Origin of the sequence: Desulfosporosinus sp. FKB, from assembly GCF_002196705.1 — a bacterium.
Taxonomy (GTDB): Bacteria; Bacillota; Desulfitobacteriia; order Desulfitobacteriales; family Desulfitobacteriaceae; genus Desulfosporosinus.
Genome location: NZ_NADJ01000015.1, coordinates 124,580 through 150,189 on the forward strand (window position 1 = coordinate 124,580; position 25,610 = coordinate 150,189).

Annotated in this window: 18 protein-coding genes; 4 read left to right on the plus strand and 14 right to left on the minus strand. The window is 38.8% G+C overall.

Going from position 1 to position 25,610, the window contains the following annotated elements; genetic code table 11:
* Positions 1 to 177: 177 nt before the first annotated feature.
* The 4 genes from B5Y67_RS05215 to B5Y67_RS05230 all read right to left on the minus strand — a co-directional run bounded on the left by B5Y67_RS05215 (position 178) and on the right by B5Y67_RS05230 (position 5,074).
* On the minus strand, positions 178 to 954 hold the full coding sequence (locus B5Y67_RS05215) for a MerR family transcriptional regulator (RefSeq protein WP_088225469.1): 777 nt from the start codon (positions 952 to 954) through the stop codon (positions 178 to 180).
* Positions 955 to 1,065: 111 nt separating this feature from the next.
* Positions 1,066 to 3,600, minus strand: a complete 2,535-nt coding sequence (locus B5Y67_RS25810) for an HD domain-containing phosphohydrolase (RefSeq protein ID WP_242975867.1) — start codon at positions 3,598 to 3,600, stop codon at positions 1,066 to 1,068.
* 404 nt (positions 3,601 to 4,004) lie between these two features.
* Positions 4,005 to 4,523 carry a DUF3231 family protein gene (locus B5Y67_RS05225; protein WP_088225470.1) on the minus strand — a complete coding sequence of 173 codons (519 nt, stop codon included), beginning with the start codon at positions 4,521 to 4,523 and terminating at the stop codon, positions 4,005 to 4,007.
* 29 nt (positions 4,524 to 4,552) lie between these two features.
* Positions 4,553 to 5,074 (minus strand): DUF3231 family protein, encoded by a 522-nt coding sequence (locus B5Y67_RS05230; RefSeq protein WP_088225471.1) that lies wholly within the window; start codon positions 5,072 to 5,074, stop codon positions 4,553 to 4,555.
* A 361-nt stretch (positions 5,075 to 5,435) separates the two neighbouring features.
* Between B5Y67_RS05230 and B5Y67_RS05235 the strand changes: the two genes are divergently transcribed.
* Together B5Y67_RS05235 and B5Y67_RS05240 are read left to right on the plus strand one after the other, a co-directional pair.
* The gene (locus B5Y67_RS05235; RefSeq protein ID WP_088225472.1) at positions 5,436 to 6,719 is read left to right on the plus strand and encodes an IS110 family transposase; all 1,284 of its coding nucleotides are present in this window, start codon (positions 5,436 to 5,438) and stop codon (positions 6,717 to 6,719) included.
* 429 nt (positions 6,720 to 7,148) lie between these two features.
* A complete protein-coding gene (locus B5Y67_RS05240; protein WP_088225473.1) occupies positions 7,149 to 7,517 on the plus strand; it encodes a hypothetical protein in 369 nt (122 codons plus the stop codon).
* Between the two features lie 388 nt (positions 7,518 to 7,905).
* Here B5Y67_RS05240 and B5Y67_RS05245 read toward each other — a convergent pair whose 3' ends face one another.
* From B5Y67_RS05245 to B5Y67_RS05260, 4 genes are all read right to left on the minus strand, one after another.
* Complete coding sequence (locus B5Y67_RS05245; protein ID WP_088225474.1) at positions 7,906 to 9,147, minus strand: MFS transporter; 1,242 nt, start codon at positions 9,145 to 9,147, stop codon at positions 7,906 to 7,908.
* Positions 9,148 to 9,184: 37 nt separating this feature from the next.
* Entirely contained in the window at positions 9,185 to 10,408 is a 1,224-nt protein-coding gene (locus B5Y67_RS05250; RefSeq protein ID WP_088225475.1) for an amidohydrolase family protein, read from the minus strand.
* 223 nt (positions 10,409 to 10,631) lie between these two features.
* Positions 10,632 to 11,393: a LytTR family DNA-binding domain-containing protein gene (locus tag B5Y67_RS05255; protein WP_088225476.1), complete on the minus strand. Its 762-nt coding sequence runs from the start codon at positions 11,391 to 11,393 to the stop codon at positions 10,632 to 10,634.
* Positions 11,394 to 11,399: 6 nt separating this feature from the next.
* Positions 11,400 to 13,127 (minus strand): sensor histidine kinase, encoded by a 1,728-nt coding sequence (locus tag B5Y67_RS05260; protein ID WP_170932593.1) that lies wholly within the window; start codon positions 13,125 to 13,127, stop codon positions 11,400 to 11,402.
* Between the two features lie 331 nt (positions 13,128 to 13,458).
* On the opposite strand from B5Y67_RS05260, the gene B5Y67_RS05265 reads away from it, so the two are divergent.
* Positions 13,459 to 16,599: an FAD-binding and (Fe-S)-binding domain-containing protein gene (locus B5Y67_RS05265; RefSeq protein ID WP_088225478.1), complete on the plus strand. Its 3,141-nt coding sequence runs from the start codon at positions 13,459 to 13,461 to the stop codon at positions 16,597 to 16,599.
* Positions 16,600 to 16,733: 134 nt separating this feature from the next.
* Here B5Y67_RS05265 and B5Y67_RS05270 read toward each other — a convergent pair whose 3' ends face one another.
* Together B5Y67_RS05270 and B5Y67_RS05275 are read right to left on the minus strand one after the other, a co-directional pair.
* Positions 16,734 to 17,900, minus strand: coding sequence for an acyltransferase (locus B5Y67_RS05270; RefSeq protein WP_088225479.1), 1,167 nt, complete (start codon positions 17,898 to 17,900; stop codon positions 16,734 to 16,736).
* A gap of 62 nt (positions 17,901 to 17,962) precedes the next feature.
* Positions 17,963 to 18,643, minus strand: a complete 681-nt coding sequence (locus B5Y67_RS05275; protein ID WP_088225480.1) for an epoxyqueuosine reductase — start codon at positions 18,641 to 18,643, stop codon at positions 17,963 to 17,965.
* A gap of 317 nt (positions 18,644 to 18,960) precedes the next feature.
* On the opposite strand from B5Y67_RS05275, the gene B5Y67_RS05280 reads away from it, so the two are divergent.
* Entirely contained in the window at positions 18,961 to 19,227 is a 267-nt protein-coding gene (locus B5Y67_RS05280; protein WP_088225481.1) for a hypothetical protein, read from the plus strand.
* Here the strand turns inward: B5Y67_RS05280 and B5Y67_RS05285 are convergent.
* From B5Y67_RS05285 to B5Y67_RS05295, 4 genes are all read right to left on the minus strand, one after another.
* A complete protein-coding gene (locus B5Y67_RS05285; protein WP_088225482.1) occupies positions 19,224 to 20,933 on the minus strand; it encodes an EAL domain-containing protein in 1,710 nt (569 codons plus the stop codon). The two genes, B5Y67_RS05280 and B5Y67_RS05285, sit on opposite strands and share 4 nt — an antisense overlap.
* 569 nt (positions 20,934 to 21,502) lie before the next feature.
* Positions 21,503 to 21,670 (minus strand): hypothetical protein, encoded by a 168-nt coding sequence (locus B5Y67_RS25195; protein ID WP_170932589.1) that lies wholly within the window; start codon positions 21,668 to 21,670, stop codon positions 21,503 to 21,505.
* A 31-nt stretch (positions 21,671 to 21,701) separates the two neighbouring features.
* Positions 21,702 to 23,177 (minus strand): putative sulfate exporter family transporter, encoded by a 1,476-nt coding sequence (locus B5Y67_RS05290; RefSeq protein ID WP_088225483.1) that lies wholly within the window; start codon positions 23,175 to 23,177, stop codon positions 21,702 to 21,704.
* Between the two features lie 282 nt (positions 23,178 to 23,459).
* Positions 23,460 to 25,223 carry a SulP family inorganic anion transporter gene (locus tag B5Y67_RS05295; protein ID WP_088225484.1) on the minus strand — a complete coding sequence of 588 codons (1,764 nt, stop codon included), beginning with the start codon at positions 25,221 to 25,223 and terminating at the stop codon, positions 23,460 to 23,462.
* Positions 25,224 to 25,610: the final 387 nt, after the last annotated feature.

The window sequence follows — 25,610 nt, forward strand, 5'->3', positions numbered from 1 at the left end:
CCATTTACAGCCATACCAGGCAGAATTATTGATTTTAAACACTCCTTAGCTACTTCAGCGCTATAGCATTGTTATGGGCTTGGCGCTTTCGGCGAAAGTGTCCATAGGACACTTTCGTCACCGAAGCCCCGATGTTTAGCTTTAGCTGAACGAGTTCACTTCTCTTCCCTACTATAATTATCGATTCTGACACTTAATAGTTGCCGTAGAGATTCGGACTGCCTCTCTAAGAAATGCTGCCGCCCCAGGTCTATTCTTATCGTAATAAGCTTTGAATCTTTCGTCGTCGACATACATTTGAGTTACTCCTATATGCGCCTCTTTACTATAACTACTCCAAAAATAGCTCAGCCACTGACGGTGCAAATCCGCTGCTTTTTGGGCTAATTCGCCTGCGGGATCACCAGTTTCTACTGCATCATAAAGAGTCTCAAGAACTTCTTGTTCCAGCCGAGTGACCTCGTCATATTGCTCCGGTGTCATATTGAACACCTTTTGATTGGAATAATTAACCGCGTCATTACCGAATTTTGCACGGATTTCCTTGCCATACTTTTCTTCATTATCATCTATTAACTTCTGTTTGAAGCCTTCAAACTTTTCTTTATCAGACATTGTACTTCTCCCCTCTTTCACTGCAATAGATTTATCAACATTTATAATTAGTAAATCTAATTGCTTTCGTTTCTCAAGAAGTTTACCACGGTGTTCTCTCAGAGCTCTCATTTCGTCAAAGTCGGGGGAAGAGACTATTTCCTTAATTGTTTCCAAACTAAGATCCAGTTCTCGATAAAAGAGAATTTGTTGTAAACGATCCACCTCTGCTTGACCATATATACGATACCCCGATGAGTTAATTCTTGCCGGCTTTAAGATTCCAATCTCATCGTAATATCTTATGGTTCTTGGACTGATACCGGACATCTGCCCTAATTTTTGGACTGTATATTCCATGCTCTCACCTCCTGATGAGATAACTGTAAACCTTTACGCAACGGCAATATCAAGGACTTTTTTATGCTTATTCAAAAAGCGCCATACTTTCTTACGCTTCCAGACCATCTTTCATGATTTATTTAAAACTTTTTCAATAAATATTCTTGTTAACTCAGGGTCAAACTGTAATCCAGCATTTCTTCTGAGTTCTTCTATTACCATTGTTTCAGGAAGAGCACTCCGGTAACTTCGTTCACTGGTCATCGCATCATAAGCATCAGCAAGAGAAATGATTCTGGCAAATTTAGGAATATACTCACCTTTTAAGCCTTTGGGATAACCTGTACCATCCCATCGTTCATGATGTGCGAGTATACAATCTGCAATATCCAACATATAATTCGACGAATTTAGTATCCTATATCCAATATCGGGATGACGTTCTATTTCACTTCGTTCCTGTTCTGTAAGTCTTCCTGGTTTATTAAGTATACCTTCTTCAATGGCAATTTTTCCAATATCATGAAGTAACCCCACCACTTTAATTTTGTTAATTTCACGTTCTGATAACCCCATGGCAATCCCAATGCTTTGGCATAGTTCACTAACTCTTTTGGAATGTTGTTCTTCTCTTGGACTCTTTTCGTGCAAGGTATTAATAATTGTGGTTATTGTATCTTTAATATTATTTTGATTTTCCAAGATTTTATTTTTATACATATAATCTTCAGCGACTTTCAGCGTCTTGAGAATATCTTCACTTGTTTCTTTCTTTGTCGCCCATCCAAACGAAATGCTAATACAAATAGTATTTACTTGTTCGTCTGAACATTGATTCTTAATTCTTTTGACAATCATTGCCGCTTCATCCGGGTTAGTTTGTGGAAGAAGAAGGATAAACTCATCTCCTCCCCAACGTGCTACTATGTCATCCGTTCTACAGGCTTTTCGAATGACACCGGCGGCTTTACGTAAAAGTTCATCCCCTTTTTCATGGCCAAAAGTATCATTAACCAGCTTCAGGCCATTGACATCCCCCATAATTATCGAAAGAGGAAGATTCCTTTCAGAATCTAATCGTCTTATCTCTTCCTCGTAAAATCTCCTATTATAAAGGCCAGTCAATTTGTCATGATAGCTTAAATATCGAATTTCATCTTCCTTTTTTATCCTATTGTTAATTTCCTCTTCCAGCATAAGATTAAACTGTTTTAGATCTGCTGTTGTTTCCTCTAGTTGTTGATTTAGTTCCATAACTCTTTCATGCAAATTTCTATTTTCATCAATTAGTTCTTCGACGTCACCTGAATTAAAGTCTCTATGATAATTGCAGTCCTTGCTTTTAAAGACTAACATGGCAGCAGTTTGGTTCATGTGTCCAATAAATAACTCTCCATAAGAAGAAAAGCCAACGTTGGGTATTTCACTAAAAATTTTTCCATACTCCGTAAGTAAACCTGTCTTTTCTAATTCAAGTGTTCGCTTAATGCATTGGAAATTTATGATCCCTTCAATCTTTTTTGCTTGAATTTTATTTAAGGAAGTCTTTGTATCATCAATAATATTAGTTGATTCGAGTAATCTAACTTCCATTCCTTCAAGTATGCTGCAATCAAATTTAATGTTTGTCCCTCTCGTTTCACGAGGACTTCTTACTAAGATTTCCTTTTCTCCAATAACTAACCCAACAGGATTAGTCAAAAAATACTTAGTTGCTTCTTCGATAGATTCTACTCCAATTGCATCTGCATAAGCCAAAATCGCAGGTTTGTGATTAAATTCTATGACTTCTCTTGTTTCTTCATTAACTTTATCGGCAATAAGGACATGATCTAAGGCCTTGAAGCTTTGTGTTTTAATAATATCGAATTCAGCATAGGCATTGATTTTAAGAAGAAGAAGTACTGCTGAATCGGTATAAGCTTTGCCGTTTGCGTAAACATGTGTTTTAACATACTTGAGATCATCCCCAGCGGAACCACCAATAAAAACAACATTTGTTCTATCGCCAATTTTATCCATAATTTTTTCTTGTTTCATACTTAGCCCATCGATTAAGACAATTCCAACATACTTTCTAGGGTCCATTGTAGATGAACTTAAATTATAGTATTTTTCAAAAGATTTGAATGCTCCTTCTACGCTTAATTTGTTTTGAAGATGTTCGATCACTTCTACTTTTGCATCCGAAATAATCTTTGAATTGAAAGCCATCGCAGCAATAGAATTTTTCAAAAATTCACCATTTGCTATTTCACCAGCAGTAGAGCATCCGATCACGATACAATCATTAAAAGCTTCTTGCATACAAGCGCTTAATTCATACTGATCAAAACTGGAAGAGCCAAAAAATATCAAAAGTTTTACTTTGAAATTTAATAATTGTTGTTTAATTTCGGATACAGCTATGCTTGCGGTCATTTTAGTAGAATATACTGGCTTAATATTATTTAACTCTTCTCCCATATTATTCATATTCAGCTCTTTAGCAATCTTAAGCAATCTTTCAATGATTAATGGATCATCTATGGATGAATTGTCATATTGATTAGGATTAATTCCTTTTAAAATAAATTTAGCTTTTGTCATTTCTGCAATTGCGGGATTACCTCTTGATCTTTGAAAAATAATCTCATCAATTATCTGTTTGATTTTACCGCTCAAAATTTCACCATCTTTTACACTATTTATAAAACTCGCCGATTTTCTTTAGTCCACTTCAAATTTAGACAACCTTTTTTCAATCAGGCGCATTTTTAATTATTAAACCAACAAACTTAAGAAATATTTCAATTTATCTTTATTTACTAGTCATTTTAATTCTCTCAATTTTATGTTATTGTTTCGATATAATTTTTATAATCCCTCTAATTATTTAGTTAGCCCTTGCAATAATTATTGAGCTCTTCCAATAAAAAAATTATTTTATCCCAGAAAATACAGTGGCCTCGCTTTAAGTTTCCTCAAAAGCTAGGCCATTTTCATCCCGTTCCCAGAAGCCTAATATAGAATTAGACACATAAATATTGTCGACGTTTGCGTAATCACTAATCCTTCTCAATTTTTAACTATGGCCTGTAGACCGGTGGTTTAATTAAGTAATCCTTGATTTTGCCGTATTCAAGATACTTATCATAGATTTTCATTTCTTCTTCCATAAAGGAAATAAACAATTCTCTTATTTTGGGCGAAGTACTATGAATGAAGGCCATGGTATGAACCGGTAGAAAGGCCTGGATACCTCGTAAGATTCGCCTGTAAATATACCTGTCTGATATCAGCTCAGTATTTACCGTCTCTTGGGTTTGTTTGGGCGGCCGAATTGGTAAAGTAATTCCATAATTCAAAAGCTCTTTTTCTAACAACTCAGTATGCTTAGCAAGAGTTCTGTTACCTAAATTAAGGACTAATTTCAAATCATCATCTTTGACAAAGCTGTTTAAAAGATTGGTAATATAAATGACATTGTATCTCTGCATCAAATGATTCCAGAGATGATAAACCTCGCTTACATTTATGGTCGTTTGTTTATCCCTAAGAAACTCGTTCATTTCGGAGATATCTTTAATATACTTTAATATCTTCATAATTTATAACCTCAATTTATTTTTTACTTCTATGGACGATAGACAGGCGGTTGATTTAAGTAGCCTTTTAATTTACCATATTCGACGAGCATTTCTTGTAATTCTATAGTCAAGAGTAAGTGACTTTTTAGTCCTTTTCTGACATCAGGGGTGGTACTTTGCATAAAGCCAATACCAAGAATAGGAAAAAACGCAGCAATTACTTCGTAAAACATGAGAAAAATGTCCCTGTCGCTGACAGCCTCGATATGAACAGTTGAACTAACGTCTGCCGGCGGCCGTACAGGAAAAGGTAAATCGTATTCGCGCATTAAAGCTTCCATATCGTCGATCCCCATGAAAAGGCCATCCTTGACCTTATTTTTTATTATCATCAAATCATTATCTTCAATCATATGTTCAAAAATCTGGATGCTTTCTAAGGCATCCAGCTTGGTGACTAAAACATCCCATATATAAAAAACCTCTACTACATTTATTACTTTTTGCTTTTCCCTGGGTGATTTACCGATTTCAGCTACCTTTTGAACTTTATCCATAATATCTACCATTTTCAACCCTGCCTTTTTATATCTCTCACTAGTCTATAATTTCTTAAATATAAATTTTTATACAACGAGACATTGTTGATTATTAATAATCTTCGCCCTTTTTGATCCTCATAAGTATTCCTTGGTATCTATCTAAGGCAGTATGTAATTCGTGGCATAATTAGTATGTCCATCCGCGAAACACAAATTAGGAATACAGAATAAAATATAACATTTTGGAAACTGTAAGATAAATGTTAAAGGAGCATTCCTGTAAGTAACAAAAAATGAGCTTTGAAAAAAAGACGACCTCACGTTAAGCTTTGAGAGGATGCACTGTTGGCCAACAGAATCCAATCAAAAAATAACGGAGGTCATCCAGGTGAATTTTACACAAAACGAGAAACTAAATCAACTATCTGAAACGAGTATTGTCATCGGCGTGGACATAGCCAGCAAACTACATTATGCCAGAGCGTTCGACTGGCGGGGGGTAGAGTTAGGCAAAGTCTTTAAGTTTGCAAACAGTGCAGAGGGATTCAAGGATTTATCCGCATGGATTGGACAGCTAAAAAAGCAGACACAAAAGGATAGCATTGTAATCGGAGCAGAGCCAACGGGTCATTACTGGTTTGGCCTAGCATCCTACCTGAAAGAACAAAGTATAAAGCTAGTCCTGGTCAACCCATTTCATGTAAAGCGGAGTAAAGAACTCGATGACAATCACCCAAGCAAAACTGATGTCAAAGATCCTAAAACCATAGCCAAGCTGGTAATCGAGGGCCGATACAATGAGCCCTATATTCCGGAAGGCATCTATGCAGAATTGCGAATAGCAACGGCTTGCAGACTGCGCATCCAGAAAGAAATGAACAGTATAAAGAATCGCATACAGAGGTGGCTGAAAATATACTTTCCCGAGCATGAAACTGTATTTGGGAAGTTTGATGCAGCAAGCAGCATGCTGGTACTTCAGGAAGCCCCCTTGCCCAGCGATATTAAAAAACTTGGAGCAGAAGGAATAAACCGAATTTGGAGAGATAACAAACTCAGAGCAGTTGGAATGAAAAGGGCTAAGAGCCTGTATGAAGCTGCTCAGGAGACCATTGGTTGCACTGCAGGGGAATCTTGTTCCAGGATGGAAATTATGCTGCTACTCCAAGACTATCAAAATAAAACCTCACAATATGAGGCCATCATGGATGTTCTCGATGGACTGTGTAGGCAAATACCAGAAGTGGCAAAACTGCTTGAAATTAAAGGTGTGGGTCTTATTACAATAGCCGGTTTTCTCTCCGAGGTTGGAGAAATTAGACGCTTTAATTCTCCAAAGCAAATCCAAAAACTTGCAGGTTTGGCCTTGCGAGAAAGCAGCTCAGGTAAGCACAAAGGACAGACCACAATTAGTAAACGGGGACGAGCACGACTAAGGGCAATTTTATTTCAAGCTGTCATGCCGTTAGTTGCTAAAAACACAGAATTTGCAGAGATACACAACTACTACACGACGAGGGTCAAGAATCCTCTCAAGAAGAAACAATCGCTAATCGCCTTAAGCTGTAAACTGATCCGAGTATTCTATGCAATATTAATGAAGGGTATAGACTACGACCCACAAAAGCTAATTAAAGATATTCATCGTCCAGCTGAGTATTTGGCAGCGTAGCAAGAATCGTAACAGGAAGAGTAAAAGTAAAAAGTTTTGTTGGTAAGCGTCACCACAGAATTGATACAAATCATTGAATTCAAGCAAGACAAAAGAGCTAGTAGTCAGTCGCATATTATTCCATCAGAGCAAAGACTCGGTAAAGGAGCAAAACTGACACCCAATCATGGATAGGTGGAACGAAGGAATTTAGGGCAGGTTTAACATCTTGACCCTGTTAGACATGGGAGGTTTACCACCGTGAGAATGTGGGTTTACAACGGCCAACAATATCCAAAACAATAGACGTTGGCTTTGCCATACTCAAATTCTCTGAATTAAGCATTCTATGCAAGTTCTATCCGTGGTAAGTTCTTTTGGTTAGTTAGCAATTCTATGAAAACAAGAGGAAAACCAAGAAAAATTAAATTAATATAGGGAGGAACAATCATGACCAAAAAGAACATTTTGGCCTTTTTTAAAACTTCGGAAGAGGCTAAAAAAGCTGCCGAACAGATTAAAGGTTTAGGAGTAACCGATATCCAAGTTGACCGTTTTAGTAAATATCCAAACGGCAGTGCCGATTTTGTTAACGATCCTACAACCGGTGATAAATCTAGCCAAGCGGCATTAATTTTAGGAGCAAGCTCAGATCGGGACACCGGAGTATTAGCTTCTGCGGATGTCAGCGCTAGTGGTATGAGTGACGGAGGTCAAGATTCCGTATCCGGCCGTGACGTACTTGTGGCGGCTATTGTTGATGAATCGCAATTCGATAGAGCCATCCAATTTGTTAAGGATAACGGTGGCCTAGTTTAAGATCAATATAGGAGTTTCGAAGTCCGTGTGACCTTCCAAAAATTGAGCAAATAATTAAGCCTAGCAGTAATTTAACTGCTAGGCTTGTTATTTCTATTCGATCCAAGAAGAAGTAAAGCGTTTCATAACTATATCATCTTCAAGAATTTTTGAATATAATTGCTATTCCACCTTTACCCCTGCATTTCCCTGCTTAAAGCCGATGATATAAAACGTTAACTTTAGTCATATCATCATTTTAAATTACACTAAATATCACACGGATTTTTAAGCGCTTGATATTTGAATTGTGCAAGCATAAAGCACCTGCTCTCGAGCAAGTGCTTTTAAAACCATAAAATATCTTAATCAACATCGTTATATTATGGATTGGGCTTTGGCAAATGAATCAGTTTCGCTTTATCGCCATACATTTTAGATCGCTGTAAAGTAAGGAGATAAGAGACAAAAGAGTTAAAACGATGCAAAGAAGCCATGCTGATTGATAAGAACCCGTTTTATCATAGATTGCCGCCAATGCAGGTACAGAAATAGCAGCCCCTAAATATACGGACAGATTTACATAACCATAAATCTCACCATAGTATTTTGTACCAAACATTGAAGAAGTAATAACCGGTGGGCAGACGGTACCTGTACAAATGCCAAGGCCATATAAGATTGCCGTGATATACATTAGGGGTTTGGAGTTCGGATATAGCATACAAACGAAGGAAAGGGCAAAGACGATACAAATATAAAGGGTTCCAACTTTGGAGCCAAACTTATCATAAATCCAACCCAATGAAATCTTTCCAAGGGTAACTATGATTAAGAATATGGAAAGGATGCTTGCAGCAAAGACAGCTCCATGATGATCAGCAACGAAAGCTGCAAACTGGCTAAGAGATCCAAAGCCTACAAAAGAAAGGGCAAATATACCAAATAAGTAAATCCAAAAGAAATTATTTTTTCTCGCTTCCTTTAGAGTAAGATTATATTCAATACTAGGCGTGGCTGCTTTTTCAACAACTGCAACAGTTTCATCGGCGCCGTAGGCTTTCAAGCCCATTGTTTCCGGGGACTTTTTCATAACAAGAACCATAGGTAGAGCGATAATGAGCATAGCAGCGCCAAATATTAGATAGGATATTCTCCAGCCATAGTTCTGAATAACACGTGTCATGATTGGACTGATAATAGCTCCGCCCACACCGCTTCCTGCTAAGGCTATACTGATTGCTAAGCCTCTCTTTTTTACAAACCAATTGGTTAAGACAATACTAATAGGCAGAGCAATTGCCCCTATAGAAAATACACCCATAAAAACAGCGCTAATATAAAAATGGATAATGTTCTGTCCTAAAGAAAAACTGGCGTAAGATGCCGCCAAGCCAACGATACTGAGAGCCTGAATTAATTGCGTATTTTTCTGGGCGAGCCATTTTCCAAGGTATGGAGATAAAAACACGGTTACACCGTATACGATGGTGCTAATGATCCCAAATTCACTTCGACTAAACCCCATGCTTTTAGTCACAGGTTTAACGTACAATCCCCAGTTTGTAGTAATAAGCGGGTGGAGAATCGACATGATAAAAACTCCGGCTGCTACAATCCACCAGCCATAGAATATTTTTGTTTTGCCCATTTGATCATCCTCCAAACTAATTTTGCCGGTTCATTGCTTAGCCTTTATATATCATTCCGTCTTTCATCACCCAAGCCACATTCTTTAGAACAGAAATGTCCTCAAAGGGGTTCTTATCAACAGCTACAATATCAGCGAGCTTCCCAGGTTCAATCGTCCCAATTCGATCATCCCATCCCAACAATTCGGCTGCGTATCTCGTTGCGCTAAGAAGCGTATCCGTTGGTGAGATGCCTGCTTGAAGCATCAATTCAAATTCGCCTGCCTGTGTACCGTGGGGAGTAAGCGGAGTTCCGCAGTCTGTTCCAAAAACAATGCGTACTCCTGCATCGTAGGCTTTTTTAATGTTGGAAAGATGTGATCCTACCAAAGCTGTAGCTTTGCGAACAGCGAAATCAGGAATCCCAGCAGCTGCACCTTTTTCCGCAATAACTTTTAAAACGATAAACGTAGGAACAATGGCAATACCTTTTTTAGCCATCATTTTTATAGTTTCCTCATCGACCAACGTACAATGTTCAATGACAGAAACCCCTGCTGCGGCGGCTGCCATAATGCCTGCCGTACCATGAGCATGGGCAGAAATAATCTTGCCATGCATGCGAGCGACATCAACAGCAGCTTTAATTTCCTCAACACTCATATTTTGTTCTCCAGGTTCGTTGCCCGGGCTGAGAACACCACCTGTCACTACAACCTTAATCTGATCGGCACCATATTTTAGCATTAAGCGGGCAGCTGCACGTACTTCGTCGGGACTGTTAGCAACATTGCCGGACTTGTAAGTGCTATAACCCATAGTTTCTCCCGGATAACGATACTCAAGATGACCGCCGGTTTGGGTGATATACATACCGCTGGTGAAAACGCGCGGACCCGGGAAGAGTCCTGCTGCAATGGTATTACGTATTATTTCAGAGCCGCTTATGGTGGGGTATCCTTCATCGCGAACTGATGTAAAGCCGGCCAGCAAATCCAGTTTGGCATTTCTCATTGCTTTTATGGCTACTAGTTCCGGAGGTTCACTTACCTCAACAAGGGTTGTATTGCCGCCAAATCCGAGGTGGACATGCGTATCAATCAAACCGGGAAGAACAAACTTATCCGCGAGATCAATAATTTCATCATTCGCACTCGCTACAAAGTTCTCAGCTCTTTTTACATCGATGATCCTGTTATCTTGAATAAGAATAATTGCATTTTCTTGAATACTTCCGTCAATTGCTGAAAACAACTTTCCGCATTTTATGACCTTCGACATTACTTTTCCCTCTCTCCCTACTCTTCTCTCGTTATTTTCGGTTGTGATACTAAGCCCCCTTTCGATGAATTACGCGGTCTGCACCTATCACTCTAAGACCCCGCGATCAAAGTATAGGACTAAATACTTACTCTTTACTAGCAATTTGCAATTATGTGCTAAATTCCGAATTTATCAGTCACATTGTGTAAAGAAAGATAGTGCAAAAAAAATCTTGGGCTCTTCATAGGCCCAAGATCGTTTTAAGTTCCTTAGCTTTATTTCGGCTCACAGGAATTTCTTCTGGATAATCAGCAAGCTTTAGTAAGTAAGTATGATTGAACATAGGAAGGATTTTCTCGATTTTATTAAAGTTTACTAAATAGCTTTTATGACAACGAAAGAAATTAGAGGATTCTAATCGCTCTTCCCAATAGTTTATGGATTGTTTCGTAAGATAAGTCTTTTGTTGGGTATGAATCAAGGCCCCTCGGCCTTGAGGAGTAAACATAAGCACATCGGAAGGAGCTAACAAAAATATTCTTCCGGCCTCTTCAGCAGCAATTATTTTATTAAATCCATCGCCATAGATTTGTCTGATTTTTGGCAGCTTAGTATCCAAGGCTGTCCTTTCTTTACCGCTTTTTAAATTGGTCAGCACTTTTTGAATGGTCCGATCTATTCTTTTAAGGGAAACGGGTTTTAGAACATAATCGATGGCATTGTAATCAAAAGCGTTCAGGGCATATTGGTCGTAGGCCGTAACAAAGACGAAATAGGTCTCGGGTGAACTTTGCATAATCTCTTCTGCCACATCAAACCCACTGATTTCAGGCATCTTTATATCTACAAATATCAAATCGGGAAGATAATCTTGGATTTTTTCAAGAGCAGTTACCGGATCAGTGAATGATGCCATAATATTTATTTCAGGATATTGTTTCAAAAGGTATTCAAGTTGAGCTACTGCTAATTGCTCATCATCAATGAGAATGGTATTAATCAAAAATGGTCACCTCGCCAAGTTAGGTATTTTAACTGTAACAGTTGTTCCTTTATTTATGATACTTTGAACCTCTAAGCCATAGCCGTAGTGTTTTTGCAGCCTCTTCTGTATATTCCGGAGACCAACTCCCACTTCTTGAGCGCCCTCATCATTTAATAGGTGTTTAACTTTATCCGCAGTCATACCAACCCCATTATCGGTTACACTAATTACCGTTTCTTGATCGACATTCTTAATAGAAATACGAACGATTCCGCCTTGCCTTTGCGGATAAACACCATGTTTAACGGCATTTTCTACTAAAGGCTGAAGAATAAGCGGTGGAATAAAGGGATTAGTATTAGGCTCGACATGATATTCAACTTCCAGCCGTTTGCCAAAACGTACCTGCTCTATAGCCAGATACGATTTAACCAAATCCAGTTCTTGATCCAAGGGAATGAGTTCCATATTGTTGAACCGGAACTTTCCTTGTAAATAATCGCTTAATTCCTCTAATAGTTCTGCTGCTTTGAGGGAATCTGTCCGACAAAGTGCCGTAATTGAATTGAGGGTATTATACAAAAAATGAGGTTGGATTTGGGCTTGAAGTACCGAGATTTCAGCTTGCAGTATTTTGCGTTCCGTCTCTTTTGTGGCAATTAATTCCTTATTGCGATTTTCCAACGCTTCTCTGGCCGCATTACTCTGCTTAAGGTTCAACAATAAGAACATAATGTAAGCAAACATTAAAGTAACTATTATGATACTTGAAATAATAACAAGCATCAAAACATGTAACTCATTAGCGGATGCGAACAATTCATTTTCATCTGCAACCGTGACTAATGTCCATCCAGCAATTGGAATTGAATTATAAAAAGCGACTCTTTTCTCACCGTTGTCTGAGAAGCGAAATATCCCTGACTTAGTACTTGAAACAAGCTTACCGAGCTGCTGCATGTTTCTGTCCGAAACAGTTGACGTTTTTCCCCGCATTGCCCATAAAGCATTTGGATGGGTAATAAATGTACCGTCTTGAGCTAATAAAAAGCCGTATCCCTTTTTTCCGTAACCAGCCTGCTGAGCGATTTGCTGTATCGTCTCAATAGTTAAACTTGCAGCTGCCCCAGCTAAAACGTTCCCCTTGTTATCTTTGCGCCAGGCTGCCATAAGTACCATATTTCGTCCATATGCCTGAGAATAAACAGGTTTAAATATCGTGTCATAAACAGCTGCCGTTTGTGAATACCTCATTCCGGCTTCAACCGCTGCTCCTTCTGCCCATGGATCCGTTTTATTCGTTCCGTCTTTAACGTTATAATATCTGGCTTTAAGTGTTTTTAAATTCTTAGGATTTCCCCACTCATCAGGCTGTAAATAATTAACAATATGTAAGGCGGCATATTCATTGGGATACGCCCCAGAAACATAGTTCCAGCGAGACTGGTTAAGTTCATCAAGCAAGTGAATGGATTCATCTTTTCGAGTAAGGTCTAGCTGCGGATTTAATTTTAACGCCTGCCCGAGTATCGGACTTTCTGCAGTTTCCCGCACTTCTCCTAAACGTCCTTCCAGCCAAGTATTTATATAACCGGCCGATTGTGCTGTGTGATCTGACATTGTATGCATCAGTTCACTTTCACTGACTTGATTATATTGACGATAGGTAATTATCGACAATAATACTAAGCCAAGCATAATTATTATTATACTAGTAGTTGTGAACTTCGACTTATTTGATAAATTTATCATAAACTTCATGATTCTCCTTAGGATAATTTCTCACTCATACATGCTATCTTCCTTTTTCGAGTTTAAATATTCCACATGTTTATGATAATTCCTCTTAAAGTTAAAGAGGCCTTCTTTATGTATTCGTCTGAACTAAGAATAAAACGATAACTGATTTATGTGCTAATTTCGACAAAATAATTGTTATTCCAACAAATATCTATTGACCTACGGATGGTTTTCGGGTATCCTTTTAATACCCCCCGCCCATATGGGGGTATGGGTTAAAATGTTCACAATTCCGCTATCAATACCAGCAACAATCACCGAACAACAACCGAGGAGTGAGAGTATGTCAGTGGTTAGTGAAAAAGTTACTGCCCGACTCCAAGAAATTTTTGGCGAAAGGATACGGATTGATCGAATCGAAAAGAAACTCTATTCGTATGATGTTGGGGCCCTGCCTTTTCTGATTAAGCCTTTTGTCCCTGTTGGCATTGCTGGTGCAGTCGTGCGGCCAATGAGTGAAGAAGAAATCGTACAGTTGGTTCAGCTTTCCCGGCAAGAGAATATTCAACTTGTTCCCAGAGGTTCAGCCACCTCCGGCTATGGCGGTGCTTTACCGGCGGAGGGAGCTATTGTGGTAGACTTGAGCGGCATGAATAAGCTTATCGCTGAAGATTTCAGTCAACAAATAGTTCGCGTTCAGCCGGGGATCATTTGGGAACAACTGCAAAAACAAATTAACAAAAATAATTTGGATTTGCGGCTTTATCCCACCTCCCTCCCCGCTTCAACCGTTGGAGGCTGGCTGGCCCAAGGCGGTTCCGGATTTGGTTCCTATGAGTTTGGACAGTTTAAAGAAAATGTTTTGGCTGCCAGGGTTGTTATGCCTTCCGGTGAAATTAAGGAATTCAGCGGCCAGGAATTAGCGACCTATATTGCGGATGCCGAAGGAATTACTGGAATCATTAGTGAAGTGACCCTCAAAGTCCGAGAATTGCTGAAAGAGATACACCGAGCTTTTGCGTTCAAGGATTCTCAATCCTTAGGCGATGCTTTAAAGGCCATCTCCTATAATAAATTACCCATTTGGTCCATAACTTTCCTCAACCCGGAATCCATGCGCTTGAAGAAAAAACTGCCTCATAAACATGGTCATCCCTATGAAGAGGCTAATCCTCAGGTAAAGCCGCAGCTTCCGGAAGCTTTTGTCATGGTCCTGGCCTATCCTGAGTCACGCAGCTCAAACATCAATATTCCGTTAATGAAAATTATTGAGGCTAATAAAGGGAAAGAACTAGCGTCAGAAGCTGCTGAACACGAATGGGATTTGCGTTTTGCCCCCATGCGTTTAAAACGGATTGGTCCTTCCATTATTACAACTGAAGTTATTGTGCCCACTAAAAACTTAACAGCCGTTTTAAAAGATATTGAGAAGAAAATAAAACAGCCTTTTGTTGCCGAAGGTATGGTCGGCAAAGATGATAAAGTTACTATTTTAGGATTTATTCCTCATGATGAACGTTCCTTAGCCTTCAACCCGGCTTATGCTCTGGCCATTTCCGTTATTAATATTGCTAAGAAATACGAGGGTACGGCCTATTCAACCGGTTTGTATTTTAAAGGTGAAGCTAAGAGCGTTTTAGGTACTGAGCGTTATCAAAAACTGACTGCCTATAAGGCAAAAGTCGATCCCCATAATTTGTTGAACCCCAATAAGGTGATAGGCTCTGGCCTCATTAATTATATTATGAATTTGGCTTCGTTATTTGAACCACTGATTCGGCCGATTGCTAATGCGGCTACAGCTCCAACGGGCGATCTCTCTGAAAGAACCAAAGAAAAAAATGGAGTTCCAGGAAGTGTAGCCTTCTTTGCCACTGCTTGTGCCCGTTGCGGTTATTGTGTTTCAACTTGTGAACAGTTTATGGGCCGGGGCTGGGAGTCCCATTCTCCTCGGGGCAAATATGCCTATTTAAGAGAGGTTATTGCAGGCCGAGAGAAATTCGACCAAGAAATGGTCAATAAGTTTCTCCTCTGTACCACTTGTGAAGTCTGTAATACCCGTTGTCAACTGAATATCCCCGTAGAGCATAACTGGATGACGATGCGGGGGCAATTAGTTCATGAAGAAAAGCGAATGACCTTCCCGCCCTTTGAAATGATGGCTGCATCCCTGCGCGGAGAAAAGAATATATGGGCCGGCAAGCAGAAAAAAAGAGCTGACTGGCTCCCAGAGGACATTAAGCCAAAGATTAAGGAAAAAGCCGAGGTTATGTACTTTGCCGGCTGTACGGCATCCTTAGTCAACAGTGATGTTGCTGTATCGACTGTGCGTATTCTGGATAAGGCCGGTATCGATTTTACCTATCTGGGCACTGATGAGGCTTGCTGCGGCATACCTATGAAGGTGGCCGGTAAATGGGATGTCTTTGAAGAAATTTTCGAGCACAACGTTAACGAAGCGAAAAAACGCGGTGCTAAAACAATCGTTACCTCTTGCCCAGCATGTGGCTTAGTCTGGAAAGAACTTTACGCCGACTTGGCTCGGAGAAAGGGAATTGACTATCCGTTTAAAGTCAAGCACTACACAGAAATTGCCGCTGAGGCCTTAGCCAAAGGAGATTTGAAGTTTGACCACGAAATAAATGCTAAAATTGCCTTCCATGATTCTTGTCATGCTGGGCGTGCCCAAGGAATTTATGAACCGCCTCGTGAACTTATTGCCGCTATCCCGGGCGTAGAATTAGTCGAGATGGAGCATAACCGCGAAACCGGTTTATGTTGCGGTTCTGTACTGACTCTGATTGGCGAAACACCTGTAGCTCCAAAACTCGGGGGTATGAGAATTCAGGAAGCCATTGATGTTAAGGCAGATGCCTTGCTAGCCCTTTGCCCTTGCTGTCAGGTTCAATTGAGAACAGCAGCTAAAGCCAATAATTTCGATATTCCGATAACGGATTTAGCTCGCTTTATTGCCCAAGGTTTAGGATTTGAAACAGAAGACAAAACAGAATTCTCTTTGGAAATGTGGAGTTACTTTGAGAAATTTATTCTTTTGATGGATCCCAAAAACATGGCAAAAATCATGGGGGCTCTCTTCCCGCAAATGTTTGCCAACATGCCTGCCGGTATGGTACCGATGATGAAGATAATGAAATTTATCCCTGGCGGCTTAACCTTAATGGGAAAAATGATGCCTTTGATGATGCCTAAACTGGTTCCGGGAATCATGCCTAAGGTCATGCCGGATATGCTGGCCGAAGTTTCGCGCCGCGTCGGTCCACTGCCTGATGATATGGAAGAATTAATGCCTGATCTGCTGCCAAAAACGATGGATGCCTTAATGCCTAACATGTTGCCGCTACTAGTTCCGTATATTACTCCCATGATGCTTGAATATATCAGAAGCGGTAAAATATCCTCGACAGTCTTAGCTATTGCTGTAACCAGCGAAACGCAAAACAAACAGAACGCTGCGGCAAAATAAATATTAAGGGCTGTTGCAAAAGCATAACCGCCCCCCATTAAACAAAATCCTGCATAAATAGTGGTTTAAATCCTCCACTGCTATGCAGGGTTTTATTTATAAAAACGGATAAATATTCATTATGCAACGGCCCCTTAATACATACCTGGGTTATTCCTCGAAGAATATTTCATCCCTTTAGTAAAGATGCTCCGGTAATATTTATAGCTTGTACCAAGAAAATATTTTGAAAAGGGAAACAGACTTAATAATTGAACCAACTTTACAGTTAAAATAATAGTTAATATATAAATTAGTAGGCTTAATACCAGGAAACTTTTTATGGGATATACCTTGTCTAATTCCATTGCTACAGCTTGAAGTACAATAACATGAGCTAAATAAGCCGAGTAAGAATACGGGGAGGTTTCTTTAAATAGACGATAAAGCTTCGGCTTTTGGCTAATAACGTAAGATGCTAAACTATACAACATCAAAATTGACACAATCATATATGAAACTTTAAGAAAACAGTACAGATATCCGATCGTTATATATTTATGTCCAGGAAAATGGGGGTTTATTTGAATGTAATAAATATAGAGCAACAGCGGTATATAAGTGAGTAATATAAGTTTTCGATAACGTTGGAGCAACGCTATTAAATTAGGATACCCAAAAATGACATAGGCTCCAACTACGAAATAAATTGACCATAATAAAGGCGTTCGATCAATAAACATTTGTTCATTATATGTTGGTGTATTAAATAATCTTTTCCCAATCAATAAAGTAACCCCATTATTTTTAAGAAGAATTAGATATAACACAAAACAAATCAATAAGAAACCCACTTTATAAAATTTGGGTAATTTTTGTATATGCTTGGACAACCATAATATTAACGGAAAGAATAAATAAATTCTTAAAATCATCGACATATACCATAGATGATACCTTCCGGTTCCAGCAGCCAATTGCCCGATGAAATTGTCAAAAGAAGCCTGACCATACAGTTTAGCATCCATAATATTTATGATTGACCAGATCACATAAGGCAGAAAAATATAAAGTATGCGCTTTTTATAAAACGTCAGTATATTTATTCTTTCAGTATGATTATAGAATAGACTGATCGCGGTAACCAAAACAAACATTGGTACAGCGGGTTGGGCAATAACATAAAATAAATTTAGAATTAGTGATTCAGAAAAACCTGCCCCTGCCCGCCAGGCATATGCTCCAAAAACGTGCTGGGCTACGACGAATACAAAGCCAATCATTCTTAGTACGTCTAATTCTTTAATATGTTCTTTCTGCATATCTAACCACTTTTCATCAATCATAAGCCTAAAGAGCGGCTGTTCTTATTCTATATATTTTCCTATCTGTTTTTTCCTACTGGACAAACCCTCCTGCATTCCCAGCAGGCATACACCCAATAACCTTTGGGCAGAGTTTTTCCGACAATACTCCGGCAAAGCTTTTGAATAACTATTTGCTCTTCCTTTATAGCACCAACGGGGCAGGCATCAAGGCATAGTCGACAACTTTGGGGACACAGTTCCTTCTCGACGAGTGGGTCAGACTCTAAATCTAAATCGGTGAGCACGGAAACCAGATGGACTCTGTTTCCGTACTGCGGAGTAATAAGAAGAGAGTTTTTTCCCAGGATACCCAAACCTGCCGCCTGAGCAGCATGTTTATGGGACAAATCCCCCATCCCCCGATGATTTTCTTCATCCCAATAAGTATAAGGATCGTCAGCCGGTATAGGTATCGCCTTACCACCCATTTTCTCCACAAAAACTGCTACGTCACTTGCGATGTAATCTAACCTTCTGAGTATAGCTTGGAAGGTATTGGTATAGGCCGTACCAAGACTTCCACAGACAAGTTGGTCGGAAATCTTTTTAGCTATAACCACGACAGATTTCGTTTCCGGCATAATGTCGGTAGGATGGAAACCCGACGGTGCTCCGTCAAAACGTTCTACTGAAGCCACCCCTACAAGATCAGCTCCTAAGTTTAAGGCGCTTGTTTTAATTTCTTCCTTCAAACCCATGTACTGTTCTCCTTCCTTACTTGAGAAATAATTAGTATCGTTTAAAAACAAGTACCAATTAAAGCCATCACTCTTGAAGCTAACATTTTCGAAAGTTTTTCGCTGCTGCTGATTTGTTAATACTGTTTACAGGACTATTACGGCATCTACAGAGTGGTAGTTCGATTGAATTATTGGATACTTACATCATATTAGGGATAGATCCACAAAATCCCCTAAATATCGATCCTTATATAGAGGATTCTATCGAATTATGTCGAATTCTTCGTTAATATCTATAATGTCTATTCTGAAATGTATTAAAGCGAGGAAGATTTATGACCAGAAAGCAATTTGCTCACAAAAATGGTTTCAGCACTTATCATGAGATGCAAACTTCAAGTCGAGTGGTGTTTAAGGACACGAGCTCTTGGCTGGTAACACTCACAGAATACGGATTCTTAGCTTGGATTGACACATCTTTAGAAAAGCCTCTTGGCTATTTTGATTCTTTTGAGCTTGCAAAGCAAGAGATACTTGACGCAGTGAATCAGGCATTTGACACAACAAAATCACATCAGAACTTAATTAATCTTAAACTCTAAGCTCCTATGCCCTCACTACCTAGGTCAGTTTCGACACTAATACCATTTTTAAGGAGTTCCGCCATGATCTCGGTTGAAACTGGTTTACTAAAAAAGTAGCCCTGAATTTGATCACACTCAAGAGTATCCAGTCCTTTTAATTCTTCCAAGGTCTCCACGCCTTCTCCTATGGTTTGGAAATTCATAACCTTAGAGATTTTGATAATCGCTTCCGCCAACGTCATTAATTTTGAATTTGTGTTAAGGTTTTGGACAAACACGCGATCGATTTTGATGGTATCAATTGGTAAATCAACCAGATAGCTCAAGGAAGAATATCCTGTACCAAAATCATCAATAGCCAAGCCGATCCCCATCGCCCGAAGTCGTTGTAACGTAGTTACTGATTTATCAAGTCCATACAAACCAACATTTTCTGTGATCTCTAATTCAAGATTCTCCGGGGGGAAGCCAGTCTGCTTTAAGACTCGATTCACCGTCTCTTCAAATTGATCGTGAATTAATTGAATCGGTGAAATATTAACCGATAATCTCAGCTGCGATAACCCCTGGTTAAACCATGACTTAGCATCTCGACATGCCGTTTCCAGCACCCATTCACCAATAGGTATAATTATCCCCGCTTCTTCGGCTATAGGAATAAACTCTGTTGGTGTAATCAAACCGAGCTTATTATTTTTCCAGCGAATTAATGCCTCGACACCAACAATCTGCTGCGTCCTCGCAATAACCTGAGGCTGATAACTTAATGTGAATTCATCTCGCCCGAGAGCAAACTCTAACTGATTTTTTATTTCCAACTTACGAAAAATCCTTGTATCGATCTCTTTGGAGTAAAATCGATAGTTACTTCCTTCTCTTTGCTTAGCTAAGTACATAGCAGCGTCTGCATGTTCCAACAAGACTTCCATACTCAGCCCATTATGTGGGTAAAGGACAATGCCAATGCTAAGATTGACTCGGATTTCTCTTCCCTGGACATTAAGGGGCTTTTCAAAGGATTCAATAATTGTTTGAGCAATCTCTTCGACCTCGTCTACAGACGTTACTTTATCGATCAAAATAGTAAATTCATCGCCACCCATTCTCGCCACAAGACTTTCATCGCTAACACACTTTGCTAACTGTTTGGCGACTTCTATGATCAATAAGTCACCAGCAGCGTGTCCGAAGGTATCATTGACCATCTTAAAGCGATCAAGGTCTATAAACATAATTGCAATCATCGTTGGATAGGGATTATCGTTAATTAACTCTGATAATTTATCAATGAACTTACGTCGATTAGGAAGACTGCTCAATTCATCATGATATGCCATCGATTTCATGGTGCTTAACGCGATTTCCAATTCGTTGTGTTTTAGTTTAAGACGATCCGCCAATATCCCCATTCCAATCGCTGTAGCAAATAACCCCAGAGAAAGCGTTACTAGAACAATACCGTTATTCCCATTGTTGACCCCCATAAAATTGAAATACCTCTCTGACAATTTGTACGTAAGCTGGATACTTACACTAAAAAGAGCAGTAATGAACCCACCTTTTAAACCATAATAGTAGGCCAAGATCATCGCGGGTATTATATAGAGCATCCACATCAAATCACCAGGAACGAGTTGTATATAATCTGTTACTACAGGTATAAGGAAACAGATAAAAATAACAATCCAATGTGACCAGTGAACTCGAGATCGTTTTAATAACATATTTTCACTACTTCCTGCTAATTAATATAACAAAAGTCTTAAATCCTTTACTTTTAACTTGGTGTTTATAAGTATTTGTTAACTTAGCCTTATCTGGCAAACAGCTAATTGATATGATTACATTTTCTTACATTTATCCCTGAAACAAAGAACTGATTACTTAGATATTGTTGTTTATTCGACATAACTAAGATCAATCCTTTACAATAAATAAATAATTTATTTCAAGCTGTAAGTGTCTAAACTATCGAAATATAATCTCATTATGTGGTATTTGTTAAAACACATAATTATTTGAAAACAACTGTCAAGACGATAACAAAAAGGACCGAACTCGAAATTCAGTCCTTTATCATAATTTTATTCATACAACAGAATTAAACTTACCTGATTTTTCTTCAGAGATCTTACCGATCTTTATCTCGACGCAAATCTCATCTTGAGCCCGGTTTTACGCGAGATGCCTTCATTCGTCTCTTGAGGATCTTTCCCCTACCCAATTTGAAAATTCAGTAACAGGCATACTTCAGACTCCTATCGATTAGGTCTATCTACAGATTAATACAACTCTAAAGTACTTTAAAGCCTATAATGAATACAATCAGCAGGATAATTCCCAGGCTTAATGAATATCCTATAAGCTTTTTTTCAATTGGTAGCAAGTCGAACCATTCCTCCGCCTGCATTTCTGTCTTCGCATTTGGCTGTTGTCCTGCATTTGAGCTAACTTCTGCCACTAGCTGCACCTCCTTATCAGGATAATGAAATCTAGCCAGTTACAATTGGCGGCATGATTCCATGGTAGAAAATCCAGGATATTAAGAGTCCAACCCAAAGGATAAAGCCAAATAGACAAACAGCATATACTGTCACGATTCTGCCCATTCCTTCGGCCCATAGCTTGCGTACATTAGTGATTAAACCGATTGAGAAAAAGGTGAGAGTAAAATAAATTCCTCTCAGGCCATTAGCCTGATCAGCTGCAGCTGTAGCAGCTTTGGTTAAGTGAGGAGCTGCCAAACCTATCAAAAGAAGGATTAGAAAAGTAGCAGCATAACCAATCACAAATTTCGGGAAACGTTCCCATATTTCTCCTTTTGTTACCTTAGAACCTTTTTCTTGACTTCTTTTGTTAATTCCAAAAACTGACCAGACCACGGCAAGGATAAAGGCCCAAATCCCAATAAAGATGTCAATAAAAACCTTGGTAACTGTCGTAACTGTCAGGATCCATCCGGGTTCCCACTTTACTCCGTTTACAGCCAGTGCTTTAGCTCTGATTAACCCTTCTGTGATTGCACCGCTGGCGACTGCACCACCATCACTTTTGACGGCCAGGCCCATCCAAGATCCAGCAACCATCGGTTGATTATACAAAATGCTTTGGGCAAGCCATGGTAAAAACAAAAGTTCAACAGCCACAAAAACGATGATTACCGAAGAGAGAATAATTGGGATCTGAGGTCGGGATCTAATTGCCCCGCCAGTAGCGATAGCTGCTGCAACACCGCAGATAGAAATACCGGACGCAAGGGGAGCAGCCCATTCCGGTGTCATTTTAAACCATTTCCGAGAAATGAAATAAACGACAGGCCAGTAAATGAGGTATGCTTCAACAATAGCGCAGAGCCCCCGAATAATCACTGTGGAGGCTAGATTGACAGAACCAAGAGCTTTAATTCCCAAGGTTGCTCCTAAAATAACAATTCCAGTTTTGATATATAACTCAGGTCGTGCTGCTTCTTCAAGAAATTTGGCTAATCCTGTCCAAAAATTACCGATTATAAGACCAACTATAAGTGCGATAATAAACCCCCCTTCTGGGGTAAGTCCCACTGACCAATTAATATTAAGCTTTGCGTATTGGTCTTTGGTCGCCGCAAGGTAACCATAACTTCCAAGAATAAAAGAGCCGTAGGCCAATGCGAAAATAATAGTAAATCCCACGACAAATCGTTTTAAGTTCCAACCCATGCACGCGGCTCCAATAGAAGTTGTAACTAGAAAGAAAAGAAATGTCAGAAACAAGGAAGCCCATCCAGGCAAAAACGCATATGTTTTGGATAGGGGCGCCATTGATTTAGTTATGCTGAGCCAGACATTCGTTTTAACAGCCCAGCCTAACAGATCGCCTCCAAAGAGCTGACCTAAGCCAAGGAAAAACACCAATCCCCCCAGCCACACAGCCCACCAGTCCTCGGTCTTCAACAGCGAAGACTTAGTCAAAGTGTTTTCTTGGTTCATTTTTTCCCTCCTAACTTAAACTTAAGTTTTCGATTGAAATACGATGGTTTTCCTTACCTCCTTTCATTTACGCGATCATAAAATTCTTTTATAACCGTTTATTAAAATAAAGATCATTTCTATAATATTCTATTGGTCTAAATAGACAGTAGAACACATTTTCATTTATTGCCAATTTTTAACTCATTACTGGGAGCAACAAAAAAAGACCTATAGCTTCTGCTTACAGGTCTTAAGTAATTCCTTTGTCTCTTTATTTATATAAATTGGTGAACCATAAGATTAAAATTGAAAGGAGCTAGCCAATAATTCACAGGATTTTGATGATTTATTTTCCGAATCACATTTCAAAACGTCTCTGGCTCTTTCCAGATCCTTAGACGAAAATGCAAACGTCTCATTTTCAGACATAAATTTATTGTTGGAATCAATATCAAAATCAAAATTCGAACTAACGAGAATGGAATCAAGATCAGAATTTAAGCCACAAACAATGACGCTCCCCCCAGCTTCTTTAACCGATCGAGTGAAAACTTTGAGGGCATTTAGTGCGGTTACGTCAATGTTACATACATGCTTCATCCTTAAAATAAACACCTTTGATTTATTAATCAAACTAACAAGCTTTTGTTCGAGGTTATCCGCTAATCCAAAATAAAGGTTACCCTCTAATTCAACAATTAGAATTTCAACGTTATCCCTTACAACTTCAACTTCTTTTTCAACAATTTTAGGGTCTTCTGCTTCCATAGGAATAAAAATTCTTATGGGTGCTTTATTGGTGTCTTTTAAATGAAGCATAATTGTAAGTGCAATACCAGTATAGATTGCATAGGAAAGGTTAGGTAATAAGATGGTTGCAAAACAGGTTACCCACATTGCTAAAGAATCTGACTTTAATTTACCGAGACTTACGACCTTCTTAATCTCATCTTTATTCACAAGATTATAAGCTGTGACCATCATAACGCCGGCTAAACAAGCTGTAGGAATGTATTTGGCAAAAGGAGCGAAAAACAGGAGAACAATAGCCATTATTCCGCCTTGGAGAACACCAGCAAGTCTTGAAACGGCTCCGCTATGATAATTGAGAGCTGTTCTCGTAAAAGAACCAGACCCCGGGAATCCTTGAAAAAATGAGGAAGCTACGTTTGCAATCCCTTGACCTATAAACTCTTGGTTAGGATCGATCTTTTGGCGTGATAATGTTGCAATTGATTTAGCACTAGAAATTGCTTCAACACAGCCAATGATGGCAATAGATAAAGCTCCGCTAATATTATTCTGAATAAAGCTAAGATCAAAGTTAACCATTTTAAACGGAGGTAAGGAAGTAGGTATATTTCCAGTAAGTTGGACTCCAAGTTTATCTAACGAAAAAATAACGATGAAAATAATTGGAATAATAATCCCAATGAGGGCACCAGGTAGATTCTTATTAATTTTTTTGCAAACTACTATAACAATTATCGTTATTAAACCCATTCCAAGAGCATATAAATTGGTTTGTTGCAGATGGGTTAATACATAATACAATTTTACTGTCGTCGCCATTTGAGCTGAATTTTTAACAGGAATACTTAGAAGAGTACTAAGTTGGCCGAGAGCTATTAAACAACCTGCCCCTGTTGTAAAACCAATAATTACTGAGTGGGAAACATAACTAATTAATCTGCCAAGTTTTAAAACTCCAAAAAGCATCTTTAAAGTACCCACTAAAAATGTCAAAAGGAAAACCATTTGATAGGCATTGTCGAGCCCCATATAGTTCTTCATGACACTCGCTACCAGTAAGGCCGATGAATTAGTTGGCCCAGTAATTAGATGTTTAGAACTTCCAAACGTTGCACCGAAAATTGCGGATACAATCGCTGTATAAAGACCATAAACCGGATTTAGTCCTGCAATCAAGGCGTAGGCCATGCATTGAGGAATTGCTACGACTACCCCAGTCAAAGCTGACATAAAATCCTTGCGAAGATTTTCAATATTATAACTCTTAATAGTCTCAATAGAGGGGAAATGATTAATTTTTGTAAGGTACATATAAATACCACCTTTAAATCAACGAAATTTGACAAACACAATAGTTGTGCTCGTCTAAACTCCAATTAATGCGGATGACAATCTTTACCAAAATCCTCCCTTCCAAATCTTCTGGTCAAATTTCCAGTCAAATTTCTTAGCATCCCTTTAAGGGTCTTTCTAAACATTGTAACTTTTTTGAATTCAAGCCTCCTTTTATGTACTTATTCTCACAATTAAAGATTATCATTGAGTTTAGACAATGTCCATAACAAGACAATATTGTCGTAATCGTATTTATTAATATCAAATAACGTTTTCTAAGACTTTTATAAATATTCTTAAATAAAAATTTAATTCAAGCTATTTATTTCTGAAATAAATGCAATGTTATTCGCAATGACTGAC

Bases quoted from the DNA above. Each gene is read 5' to 3' on its own strand.
- B5Y67_RS05215 (WP_088225469.1), bottom strand. From the start codon at position 954: ATGGAATATACAGTCCAAAAATTAGGGCAGATGTCCGGTATCAGTCCA.
- B5Y67_RS05225 (WP_088225470.1), bottom strand. From the start codon at position 4,523: ATGAAGATATTAAAGTATATTAAAGATATCTCCGAAATGAACGAGTTT.
- B5Y67_RS05230 (WP_088225471.1), bottom strand. From the start codon at position 5,074: ATGGTAGATATTATGGATAAAGTTCAAAAGGTAGCTGAAATCGGTAAA.
- B5Y67_RS05240 (WP_088225473.1), top strand. From the start codon at position 7,149: ATGACCAAAAAGAACATTTTGGCCTTTTTTAAAACTTCGGAAGAGGCT.
- B5Y67_RS05245 (WP_088225474.1), bottom strand. From the start codon at position 9,147: ATGGGCAAAACAAAAATATTCTATGGCTGGTGGATTGTAGCAGCCGGA.
- B5Y67_RS05250 (WP_088225475.1), bottom strand. From the start codon at position 10,408: ATGTCGAAGGTCATAAAATGCGGAAAGTTGTTTTCAGCAATTGACGGA.
- B5Y67_RS05260 (WP_170932593.1), bottom strand. From the start codon at position 13,127: ATGATAAATTTATCAAATAAGTCGAAGTTCACAACTACTAGTATAATA.
- B5Y67_RS05265 (WP_088225478.1), top strand. From the start codon at position 13,459: ATGTCAGTGGTTAGTGAAAAAGTTACTGCCCGACTCCAAGAAATTTTT.
- B5Y67_RS05270 (WP_088225479.1), bottom strand. From the start codon at position 17,900: ATGCAGAAAGAACATATTAAAGAATTAGACGTACTAAGAATGATTGGC.
- B5Y67_RS05275 (WP_088225480.1), bottom strand. From the start codon at position 18,643: ATGGGTTTGAAGGAAGAAATTAAAACAAGCGCCTTAAACTTAGGAGCT.
- B5Y67_RS05280 (WP_088225481.1), top strand. From the start codon at position 18,961: ATGACCAGAAAGCAATTTGCTCACAAAAATGGTTTCAGCACTTATCAT.
- B5Y67_RS05285 (WP_088225482.1), bottom strand. From the start codon at position 20,933: ATGTTATTAAAACGATCTCGAGTTCACTGGTCACATTGGATTGTTATT.
- B5Y67_RS05290 (WP_088225483.1), bottom strand. From the start codon at position 23,177: ATGAACCAAGAAAACACTTTGACTAAGTCTTCGCTGTTGAAGACCGAG.
- B5Y67_RS05295 (WP_088225484.1), bottom strand. From the start codon at position 25,223: ATGTACCTTACAAAAATTAATCATTTCCCCTCTATTGAGACTATTAAG.